7 protein-coding genes and 1 pseudogene are annotated in these 11500 nt (G+C 64.5%); 6 read left to right on the plus strand and 2 right to left on the minus strand.

The genetic code is table 11. The annotated features are described in order from the left end of the window. Positions 1-48 precede the first annotated feature (48 nt). Positions 49-1461 (minus strand): MFS transporter, encoded by a 1413-nt coding sequence (locus tag JJB99_RS35725; protein WP_200496766.1) that lies wholly within the window; start codon positions 1459-1461, stop codon positions 49-51. Between the two features lie 325 nt (positions 1462-1786). Between JJB99_RS35725 and JJB99_RS35730 the strand changes: the two genes are divergently transcribed. Beyond that, complete coding sequence (locus JJB99_RS35730; protein WP_200496767.1) at positions 1787-3022, plus strand: LLM class flavin-dependent oxidoreductase; 1236 nt, start codon at positions 1787-1789, stop codon at positions 3020-3022. 239 nt (positions 3023-3261) lie between these two features. Further along, positions 3262-4638, plus strand: a complete 1377-nt coding sequence (locus tag JJB99_RS35735) for a cytochrome P450 (protein ID WP_200496768.1) — start codon at positions 3262-3264, stop codon at positions 4636-4638. Positions 4639-4833: 195 nt separating this feature from the next. Here the strand turns inward: JJB99_RS35735 and JJB99_RS35740 are convergent. After that, positions 4834-5103, minus strand: a pseudogene (locus JJB99_RS35740) (SDR family NAD(P)-dependent oxidoreductase); the annotation flags it as partial. Between the two features lie 176 nt (positions 5104-5279). On the opposite strand from JJB99_RS35740, the gene JJB99_RS35745 reads away from it, so the two are divergent. The 4 genes from JJB99_RS35745 (at position 5280) to JJB99_RS35760 (ending at position 11435) form a co-directional block, all read left to right on the plus strand. Continuing rightward, positions 5280-6245, plus strand: coding sequence for a sensor histidine kinase (locus JJB99_RS35745; RefSeq protein ID WP_200496769.1), 966 nt, complete (start codon positions 5280-5282; stop codon positions 6243-6245). 220 nt (positions 6246-6465) lie between these two features. Then, complete coding sequence (locus tag JJB99_RS35750; protein WP_200496770.1) at positions 6466-8202, plus strand: putative bifunctional diguanylate cyclase/phosphodiesterase; 1737 nt, start codon at positions 6466-6468, stop codon at positions 8200-8202. A 287-nt stretch (positions 8203-8489) separates the two neighbouring features. Next, on the plus strand, positions 8490-9932 hold the full coding sequence (locus JJB99_RS35755; RefSeq protein ID WP_200496771.1) for a sigma-54 interaction domain-containing protein: 1443 nt from the start codon (positions 8490-8492) through the stop codon (positions 9930-9932). Positions 9933-10130: 198 nt separating this feature from the next. Further along, positions 10131-11435 (plus strand): MFS transporter, encoded by a 1305-nt coding sequence (locus JJB99_RS35760; protein ID WP_200496772.1) that lies wholly within the window; start codon positions 10131-10133, stop codon positions 11433-11435. Positions 11436-11500: the final 65 nt, after the last annotated feature.

Consider the following 11500-nt stretch of genomic DNA (forward strand, 5'->3'; position numbering starts at 1 on the left):
AATCGCGCAAAACACCCGCAGAAATCTGCATGTATTAACCGCGCCGCCTCAACTTCGTGCAGATGCGCGGCGCATCCACGCCAGAAATGCGGCGCAGATCATGATTAACGCCGCAAACAGTGCGAGCGAGACGAAAAATCCTGCGCGCGCTGATTGCAGCGTCTCCATCGCGAAGAACACCGCGCCGATTGCGGCCACTCCGGCCGCATTTCCGATCTGTGCGGTCGTGCCATACGCGCCGGAGGCCGAGCCGGCTGCGACGGGTTTGACCGTCGAGAGCACCGCGCCCGACAGCGGCGCCATGACGAGGCCCTGACCGTAGCCGAAGATGATCATGGTGAGCGCCAGCGAGCTCGGCGTCGGCACATCGGCACAGGCAGTAACGAGCGCAAGTGCGGCGAGGCCGGCGATCTGGAGCGCGCAGCCCTCGATCAGGACCTTGGTGCCGCGATGCCGCGCACGCGCCCCGCTGTGGCGTGAGGCGACGACGAAAGCAAGCGCGAGCGGAATGAAGGCCAGGCCGGCTGTGAGCGGCGGGATCTTGAGGCCACGCTGCATGAACAGCGTCATGACCAGGTAGAACGAGAGATTGGCGACGAAGAAGAAGAACGCCGCGCCAAGCCCGCGCAGGAAGGCGGCGTCCGCCAGCAGCGTCAGGTCGATCAGCGGCATGCCGCCGGCGCGCGCGACGGCATGTTCGAGCTTCAGGAACGCAAACAGGATCACCCCGCCGACCGCCATCACTGCCCACAACCATCGCGCCCAGCCGACATCGTGGCCGAACAGCAGCGGCCCGATCAGGCAGAGCAGTCCCGCGAACAGCACGACACTGCCCTTGATGTCGAGCCGTGTGCCGGCCCGGCGCGGCACCGAGGGCATGATGCGCCAAGCGGCAGCGGCAATGACAAGACCGCAGGGCACGTTGACAAAGAACACCGAGCGCCAGCCGGTGCCGGCGAGATCGATCGTGACGAGGAGCCCGCCAAGCAGAAAGCCCGCAGCGCCCGCAAGCCCCAGCACGATGCCGTAGATGGCGAAGGCGCGGCTGCGCGTCTCGTCGGTGAACAGCAGATGCAAGGTCGCCAGCACCTGCGGCACCATCAGTGCCGCGGTCGCGCCCTGCGCCAGCCGCGCGATAATCAGCTCCAGGCCGGATTGCGCCAGCCCGCACCACAGCGAACTCGCGGTGAAGCCGAGCACGCCGGCGAGAAAGACGTTCTTGGTACCATGGATGTCGCCGAGCCGGCCGCCGGTGACGACCAGCGTGGCATAGGCGATCAGATAGATCGCGATCACGGATTCGATCTGCGCCGGGGTCGCATGCAGATCGACCGCAATGGTGGGAATGGCGACGTTCACGATGAAAGCGTCGACGCCGAACATGAACTGAGCGGCGACGACGATCGCCAGCACCCACCAGCGGCGGGTCGAATCGACAGGCTTGGTGACGGTTTGATGCATTTTCGCGCGAACCTCCCGCGATTTATTTGCACGCGATGCTCGCAGATCGACGTCATCTGCGCGATTACCTCGGAGGTAGGGATTGCCGACCTCCTTTGCGGCCATCCTTCGAGACGATCGCTTCACGGGTACATCCCGTCTGTGGAGAGAGACCCTCACCCCGCCCTCTCCCCGTAAGAACGGGGAGAGGGAGACGAAGCATCGCGCCTCACCCCAACGCATGCCTGCATTCCGCCGCGCGGGACATCGCGCGATTGCGTTTGCGACATCCGGCACGTAGCCTCACGCCATCAACAAACAGAAAATCAAAGCCGGAGAGAACGCCATGGCGCGCCTGAAATTCGGAGCCTTTCTTGCCCCGCATCACCCGATCGGGGAGCATCCGATGCTCCAGTTCCGGCGCGATCTCGACCTCGTCGAGCAGCTCGACGCGCTCGGTTATGACGAGTTCTGGTGCGGCGAGCATCACTCCTCCGGCTGGGAGATGATCGCCTCGCCCGAGATGTTCCTGGCCGCGGCCGGCGAACGCACCAAGCGGATCAGGCTCGGCACCGGCGTGGTCTCGCTGCCCTATCACCATCCCTTCAACGTCGCCCAGCGCATGGTGCAGCTCGACCATATGACCGGCGGCCGCGCCATCTTTGGCTCCGGCCCCGGCGCGCTCGCCTCCGACGCGCACACGCTCGGCATCGACCCGATGACGCAGCGCGACCGCCAGGATGAGGCGATCGGCGTGATCCGCCGGCTGTTCAACGGCGAGCGCGTCACCGCCAAGAGCGACTGGTTCACCATGAACGACGCCGCGCTCCAGCTGCTGCCGTTGCAGGAGGAGATGCCGTTCGTCGTGGCCTCGCAGATCTCGCCGTCGGGCATGACGCTGGCCGGCAAATACGGCATCGGCATCATCTCGCTCGGCTCGATGACGACGCAGGGGCTGATGTCGCTGCAACAGCAATGGCAGTTCGCCGAGGACGCCGCGAAGAAGCACGGCACCACGGTAAGCCGCGCCGACTGGCGCGTGCTCCTCACCTTCCACATCGCCGAGACCCGCGAGCAGGCCCGCCGCGAGGCCGGCGCGGGCCTGATGCGCTGGCACAACGAATATAATGTCGGCACGCTGCAGCGGCCCGGCCTCACCGCATTCTCTTCACCGGACGAGGCCGTGGACAAGACCGCCTTCGTCGAGGGCGCGGCCTCCACCATCGGCACGCCCGATGACCTCGTCAAAACCATCAAGAACGTGATGCAGGTGTCCGGCGGCGTCGGCGCCATCATCGGCTTCGTGCACGACTGGGCCAATCCGGAAGCGACGCGCCGGAGCTGGGACATGGTGGCGCGCTATGTCGTGCCGGAGATCAACGGCTACATCGAGCCCTTGCGCAAGTCGCAAAAATTCGTGATCGAGAACCGCGCGATCTTCGAGCGCGCAGGGCAAGCCGTGATGGCCAAGATCATGGAGAACGAGAAGGCCGCCGAGGCGCTGAAGGTGACCGGCCCCGGCCGCGTCGCGATTCCCGCCGTCAACGCGCCGGATCTGCAAAAGGAAGCGGCGAAGCGATAAGCTTAAGGCGATGTAAGGGTTGACGGCGAGCGGGCCGGGCTTCACCTCTCCCCAGCCGGGAGAGGTGTCCCCCTCACTCGCACCGACCAAGTAAGACTCATCACTTTTCGGCGCCGTCGCTCCTGAACGACATCACATCATTTGGCCGCAGTTGTGCTATGCTGACCTCATCAGCCTGGCGCGGACCGTGCTCATACCGCGCTCGCGCGCTGTTCGGTCAGCCAACCGGAGCAAGCGTCATGTCGATGCAGAATGTGGCCACGCCTGCGCTTGAATGCACCGCGCCCAAGCGCAACGAGCTGACGCATATTCCGGGCGATGAAGGCTGGCCGATCATCGGCATGACCTTCAAGGTGCTCGCCGATCCCAAGGGACATATCGAGCGGAACGGCGCCAAGTACGGGGCGGTTTATCGCACCCACATTTTCGGCGAGACCAATGTCGTGCTGCTCGGGCCGGAGGCCAACGAGCTGGTGCTGTTCGACCAGCACAAGCTGTTCTCCTCGACGCATGGCTGGAACAAGGTGCTTGGGCTGCTGTTCCCGCGCGGCTTGATGCTGCTGGATTTCGACGAGCACCGGCTGCATCGCAAGGCACTGTCGGTCGCGTTCAAGTCGGGGCCGATGAAATCCTATTTGTCAGATCTCGATCGCGGCATCTCAGCGCGCGTGGCGCAGTGGAAGGCGAACCCTGGCGAGATGCAGCTCTATCCCGCGATGAAGCAGCTCACGCTCGATCTTGCCGCGGCGTCCTTCCTCGGCGCCGACATCGGGCCTGAGGTCGACGAGATCAACCGCGCCTTCGTCGACATGGTCGCGGCTGCGGTCGCGCCGGTCCGCCGTCCCCTGCCCAGCACGCAGATGGCGCGCGGCGTGAAGGGGCGCAAGCGCATCGTCGCCTATTTCCGCGAGCAGATTCCGCTGCGGCGCGGCAATCACGGCGGCGACGATCTGTTCTCGCAGCTCTGCCGCGCCACCCACGAGGACGGCGCGCTGCTGTCCGAGCAGGACATCATCGACCACATGAGCTTTCTGATGATGGCGGCGCACGACACGTTGACCTCGTCGCTGACGTCCTTTGTCGGCGAGCTCGCCGCGAATCCGGACTGGCAGGAGAGGCTGCGCGCCGAGGTGCTGGCGCTCGGGCTCGCGCCGGGTGCGCCGAGCAGCTTCGACGATTTCGAGAAGATGAAGTTGACGGAGATGGCGTTCAAGGAAGCGCTGCGGATCAGGCCGCCGGTGCCCTCGATGCCGCGCCGCGCGATGCGCGATTTCACCTTCAAGGGTTATACGGTTCCTGCCGGGACTGCGGTTGGTGTCAATCCGCTCTATACACATCACATGAAAGACATCTGGCCGGAGCCCGATCGCTTCGATCCGCTGCGCTTCACGGAAGAGGCCCAGCGCAACCGCCACCGCTTCGCCTTCGTGCCGTTCGGCGGCGGCGCGCATATGTGCCTCGGGCTGCACTTCGCCTACATGCAGGCAAAATGCTTCGCGCGGCACTTCTTGCAGAATATCGAGGTCTCGCTGGAGGAAGGCTACAAGCCGGACTGGCAGATGTGGCCGATTCCCAAGCCGCGGGATGGATTAAGGGTGCGGGTGAAGGCGGTGTAGGCGCCCAACTCTCGTGTCCCGGACGCGCGAAGCGCGAGCCGGGACCCAGAATCTTGAGAAACATTCAGCTCGAGAGATGGGCCCCCGGCTCTGCAGCGCACCGCTGAAGAAGCGCTGCGCTGCGTCCGGGGCACGAGAATCACCTGGATATCTTGGGCAAAGGCGCGAAGCGCCGTGCTCATCATTTCTCGCGAAAAACATGGTGGGCGCGTTTCCGCCTTCTCTTCGAGCTAGCGCGGACAAGGCGCTTTGCCCACCCGGCTGCATCTGTGCTTCGACCGTCACGTCGGTCTGGCGGAAGATGCAATTGGCTCCAAGCTGCTTCGCCAGCGCCTCGCCTTCCGGTAGTCGCCGCCCCGCGATCACAATTTTGGCACCTTCGGCAACGAAGACTTCCGCGGTGCGCAATCCGATCCTGCTCGTGGCGCCCGTGATCACCGCCACTTGGCCGTCCAGCCTGTCGATGGAATGTTCCTGTTTTCGAATGAATTGACGCCGAACGGCGGACACCGATCGATGACGACGCCGCGACGGTCGGTGCCGCGACGGTCACTGTTCCTGCCGGCTCACGAGGCAAGCTTTGCTTGCGCTGGCCAGATCCGTAACAATCACCGCGAACGCAGGTCGCGACCGGGATGCGCATGGGGAAGCTGATCGACGAATTCCGCAAGGGCTGGCAGGGCGTGGCACCGCCATCGCTCGCTCTGAGTCTCACCTTTGCGGTCGCCTCTCTGCTGCTCGCGACGCTGGCACGCTGGGGTCTCGCGCATGTGCGGCCGGACGTCTACTTCACGCCCTATTTTCCGGCTGTGTTCTTCGCCGCCGCGTTCGGGGGCTTCCGGATCGGCATCATCACCGCGATCGCCGGCGGCGTGCTCGGCGTCGTCCTGAATTTCGGCGATGCCTTTGCCGATCGCGCGCGCTTTGCCCTGCTGGCACTCTATTGGGCGGTCTGCGCGCTCACGATCTGGGGCGTCGAGCACTACCGCGCGCTTCTGGTCGAGCAGCGCCGGATCTCCAGGCGCCTGATCGAGGAAGAGGATTATCGCAAGCTGCTGGTCGACGAGCTCCAGCACCGGCTGAAGAACAAGCTGTCGACGGTGCATGCCGTCATGCACCAGGTGCTGCATGACCAGCCGCAGGTCTGGGCCCGCGTCGATCCGCGGCTGCGCTCGCTGGCCGCGACCGACGATCTGATCTCGCGGGTCGACAAGGCGGGCTGCGACATCCGCGATCTCCTGATCTCGGAGCTCGGGCCTTACGGCCATGTCCGCTTCACCCTCAACGGCGACCGGCTGTTCCTGCCGCCGAAGCTCGCAGTCACGCTATCCCTGATGTTTCACGAGCTCGCCACCAATGCCGGCAAATATGGCGCGTTCTCCGCGCCGCGCGGCTTGTTGCAGGTGTCGTGGACCGTCAACGGCGATCGCCTGACCATCACCTGGGATGAGACCGAAGGCCCGAGCATCGGTGAGGTGTCGGCGCCGGGCTTCGGCACCAAATTGCTGAAGTCAGCGCTGTCCGCCTTCGAGGGCAAGACCGAGATCGCCTATCTGAAGACCGGCCTGCATTGCATCATGCAATGCCGCATCCCGCAAAACGGCTAGACTCAGGTTCAAGCGAAAGCGAACCGCGCATTGCGCGCGCGCTTTCGCAAGCGGCATTGACGCTCTGTTAATGACGATCGAGGGCGCGCGTCGCATCGCCGCAAGTTTCATCGAGAACACCCCCGTATTTCTGCGGACCCCTTAACCAAACCTAAGATGGAATTGCGCAAGATCGCGTCCATTGCAAAGACGCGCTGAAACAACAAGATTCATGAATTCTATGAACGACAACGCATATGACGGCGCGAGCGAAGCCGAACTCGGATTTCTCAAGGAAATCGTTAGAATGCTGCCGGCCGGCCTGACCGTGCAGGACGCGGAAGGCAAGCTTTTGCTGGTCAACGATGCCGCGGCCGCCCAGCTCGGCATGGACGGCAGCCGTCCGTCGCCCGATCTGGCGCCACGCCGGGAAGCCTGCGAACGCGCGCTGAGGGCCGGCCAGGCCGTTGTCACCGAAGAAGCCCTGCACGCGGGCGCCGCGCGGCAGGTGCTGCTCACGACCCATCGTCCCGTCCGCCTCGCCGGACGCGAGCTCTTGATCTCGGCCTCCTCCGACATCACCGAACAGAAGAATTTCGAGGACCAGCTGTTCCGCTCCGCCTATTTCGACGAGCTGACCGGACTGCCCTCGCGGCGCGTGATCGAGCATCATGCCAACAACCTGCTCGCGCGCGATCGCCGTGGCGAGCGTTTTGCGCTGGCCTTTCTCGATGTCGACAATTTCAAGCACATCAACGACTATTACGGCCACGCCGTCGGCGACGCGCTGCTGGTCGAGCTGTCGAAGCGGCTCGGCCGCGACTTGCGCGATTCCGACATGCTCTCGCGCATCTCCGGCGACGAATTCCTGCTGCTGCTGTCACCGATCCAGAGCCAGGAGGAAGTCGCCGAGTTCATGCAGTCGACCCTGGAGCGGCTGACGGCGCCGTTCTTCATCGACAATTCGGAAGTGTTCGCCTCCACCTCGGTCGGCGTCAGCCTCTATCCCGATCACGGAAGCAGCTTCGAGACGCTGCGGCAGAACGCCGACATCGCGATGTACCGCATCAAGAACAACGGCAAGGGATCAACTGCCTTCTTCGACTCCAGCATGGAGCGCGAGGCGTTGGCGCGGATGAAGATCGAGCAGTCGCTGCGGCTTGCCATCCTCGAAAAGCGCTTCTGCTGCGCCTTCCAGTCCAAGGTCGACATCCGCACCGAGGCGGTGAAGGGCATCGAGGCGCTGGTGCGCCTGCGCGACGACGAAGGCGTGATCCAGGCGCCGGGCTCGTTCATCAATCTCGCGGTCGAGCTCGGGCTGATTGACGAGCTGACCCATCTGGTGCTGGCCGAGATCGTCAAGTCGATTGACCCGATCAACGATACTTTTGGCGCCGAAGCGACCATCAGCATCAACGTCGCCGCCAAGCAGGCCGGCAATCCCGAATTCATGCGCAGCTTCGCGCAGGCGCTCGACGACACCGGCTTTCCGCAGCGCTTCATGATCGAGGTGACGGAAGACGCCTTCGTCGCAAAAAATCATTTCCAGGCCGAGATCCTGCCGATGTTCCGCAAGCTCGGCGTCGGGATCTCGATCGACGATTTCGGCACCGGCTATTCCTCGCTCTCGGCGCTGGCCGACATCACCGCCGACGAGATCAAGATCGACCGCTCCTTCATCACCGACATCCATAAGCGCCCGCGCAGCCAGGGCATCCTGCGCGCGATCGAATCCCTGAGCGACGCGCTCGGCATGACCGTGATTGCCGAAGGCCTCGAATCCTACGAGGAGCTGGCCTACCTCCAGGCCGCGACCAAGATCCGCTACGCGCAGGGCTATTACTTCGCCCGCCCGATCTTCCTGGAGGAGCTGAAGCTCGCAACGCCCGCCTCGAGTGAATCGCGCGGCAGCGTGGCCAGCCGGCCGATGCAGCAGAACCGGCAAGGCTATTCGCGGGCGAGCGGGTATCGGCGGTAGGGGCAAGGCGCCGCTCCAATCTCGGTGTCGTCGCCCGGCTTGACCGGGCGACCAGTATTCCAGAGATAGCCGTTGTTGAATCGATGGGCCGCGGCGTACTGGATGCTCCCGGTCCCGGCTCCGCTAGGCTACGCCGAGCCGACACAGACGCTCGGCCGGCGAAGCTTCAGCGAAGACGGCAAGCCGAGCATGACAGTGGCGGGTGTGGCTGCACCTCAATCCCCATTTCCCCCTTTGAAATTGCTGCCCTTTTGCTAATACACAGGCTGACCTCCCCGAGGTATGTCATGTCTGGCCCTTCCTCCTCCATCCGCGATCCCGCCTATCTTCGTGCGCGCGCGATGGAGACGCTGTTCGAGCGGCTGGAAAACCTCTGCGAGGGCGCGATCGCGATCGATCGCGGCGGCCGGGTGGTCTACGTCAACGAGAAATATCTTGCAGCGCTCGGCCTCAAGCGCATCAGCGAGGCGATGGGACGGCCGATCGAGGAGATCATTCCGAACAGCTTGATGCGCAAGGTGGCCGAGACCGGCGAGCCGATCCTGCTCGACATCATGGAGCTCGGCGGCGAGCAGCTGGTCGTCACCCGAATGCCGATCGAGGACGAAAACGGCAAGGTGATCGGCGCGATAGGCTTCGTGCTCTATGATCGCCTGGAAAGCCTGAAACCCCTGCTCGCCCGCGTCACGCAGCTCGAGAGCGACCTGCGGCTGGCACGGCGGCAATTGTCGAACCCGCGCGCGGCGCGCTTCACCTTCTCGGACTTCGTTGGAGCGACGCCGGGCATCGCGCAGGCCAAGCAGCTCGCAAGCCGCGCCGCACGGCAGAGCGTCACGGTGCTGCTCACCGGCGAGACCGGAACCGGCAAAGAGATGCTGGCGCAGGCCATCCACAACGCCTCCTCGCGCGCGGAGAAGCCATTCGTCAGCGTCAACGTCGCCGCGGTCCCGGACACGCTGATCGAATCGGAGTTCTTCGGCACCGCGCCTGGCGCCTATACCGGCGCCGACCGCAGGGGGCGCGAGGGCAAATTCCGCATCGCCGACGGCGGCACGCTGTTCCTCGACGAGATCGGCGAGATGCCGCTGCAGCTGCAGGCCAAGCTCTTGCGCGTGCTGCAGGAGCGCGAGATCGAGCCGCTCGGCTCGGACAAGATCTCCAAGGTCGATGTGCGTGTCGTCGCCGCCACCAATGTCGACCTGCGCAAGCGCGTCAGCGACGGCGCGTTCCGGCCCGATCTCTATTATCGCCTCAACGTGCTCTCGATCGATCTGCCGCCGCTGCGGCAGTGCCTGGACGATCTCCCCGAGATCTGCGCCCGGCTGCTCGAGGACATCAGCGCCTCCGGCGATTACGTCAACGCCAGGATCACGCCGAGCGCGCTGGCAGCGCTCGCGCGCTACGACTGGCCGGGCAATGTCCGCGAGCTTCGCAACATCCTCGAGCGCGCGCTGATCCTCAGCGATTCCGGCCGGCTGACCGGCGACGATTTCGTCCGCATCCTTCCCGTCGGCGCCGAGGTCAGGCCCGCAGCACTGGTGCGCCCGGCCGGAGCCGTCGTGCCCTATGCCGAGGCCGAGGCCGAATTCGAGAAGCACACGCTCGAACAGGCGCTCGCCGCCAGCAATGGCCAGATCACAGAGGCCGCGCGGATGCTGCGGATCTCGCGCGCGACCTTTTATAAGAAGCTGGCCAAGTTCGGCCTCGCCTCCGGACCAGCCTCCGTCTGAGTTTCGAGACTCAATTTGTCTGGAGTCTCGGATTCCGGACGAGTCGCGTCGCGTCCCATTCGCCGTCCAGACGCAGAAATTGCCGGCTTTTCAGCCATTTTGCACAAGGCCATCGCAACTGGCGCGGACCTTGCTCTTCGCTTTGCACAATGACGCATGCCGCACATGCGCATTCGCAAAACCAGGGAGGACGCAAGGATGAGTGACGCGATCACAGTCCATCAGCTTCAGGCGAAACAGCCCTCGCACGTCACGGTCGCCACCGCGAGCCTGATCGGCACCGCCATCGAGTGGTACGACTTCTTTCTCTACGGCACCGCCGCGGCGCTGATCTTCAACAAGCTGTTCTTCCCGACCTTCGACCCCATGATGGGGACGCTGCTGGCGTTCGCAACCTATGCGCTCGGCTTCATCGCGCGCCCGCTCGGCGGCGTCGTGTTCGGCCATTACGGCGACAAGATCGGCCGCAAGACCATGCTCTATCTGACGCTGCTGATCATGGGCGCGGCGACCGCGGCGATCGGCTTCCTGCCCACCTATGAGACCGCCGGCATCTGGGCCGCGGTCCTGCTGATCTCTTGCCGCCTGATCCAGGGCTTTGGCCTGGGCGGCGAATGGGGCGGCGCGGTGCTGATGGCGGTCGAGCATGCGCCCGCGGACAGGAAGGGATTTTACGGCAGCTGGCCGCAGCTCGGGGCGCCGCTCGGCCTCGTGCTCGGCACGCTGGTCTTCTCGGTGGTGTCGGCGATGCTGACCGACGCGCAGCTTCTAGCGTGGGGCTGGCGCATCCCGTTCCTGTTCTCGATCGCGCTGGTGCTGGTCGGCCTATGGATCCGCTTCACCATCGCGGAGTCTCCGGAGTTCCAGAAGGTCAAGGATACCAAGCAGGAAGTGAAGATGCCGATCCTGGAGGCGATCCAGATGTACCCGAAGAACATCCTGCTCGCGATGGGCGCGCGCTTTGCCGAAAACGGCTTCTTCTACATCTACGCGACCTTTGTGCTCGCTTATGCCACGCAATCGCTCGGCATGAACAAGCAGGACATGCTCAACGGCGTGCTGATCGGCGCGGCGATCGAGACCTTCACCATTCCAGCCTTCGGCGCGCTCTCCGACAAGGTCGGGCGGCGGCCGATCTACATCTTCGGTGCGGTGTTCTCGGCGCTGATGTCGTTCCCGCTGTTCATGCTGCTGGCGACCAAGAACCCGCAATATGCCTGGATCGCGATCGTGCTGGGCCTCGCCATCGGCCATGCCGCGATGTACGGCCCGCAAGCGAGCTTCCTGTCCGAGCTGTTCGGCACCAAGGTGCGCTATAGCGGCGTCTCGCTCGGCTACAACCTCGCCTCGATCTTCGCCGGGGCGCTGTCGCCGCTGATCGCGACCGGCCTGATGACGGCCTATGCGCCTGCGACCTGGCCGGTCTCGCTCTACATGATCGTGCTGGCGCTCATCACCGTCGTGTCGGTCTATTTCGCCACTGAAACGCGCAAGATCGCATAGCCCTGAAGGGCCAGTCGCGACTATCATCACGCGGGAGCGGCCGAGCCGCTCCCTGCGACGGCCGC

This window comes from Bradyrhizobium diazoefficiens (genome assembly GCF_016616235.1).
Taxonomy (GTDB): Bacteria; Pseudomonadota; Alphaproteobacteria; order Rhizobiales; family Xanthobacteraceae; genus Bradyrhizobium; species Bradyrhizobium diazoefficiens_H.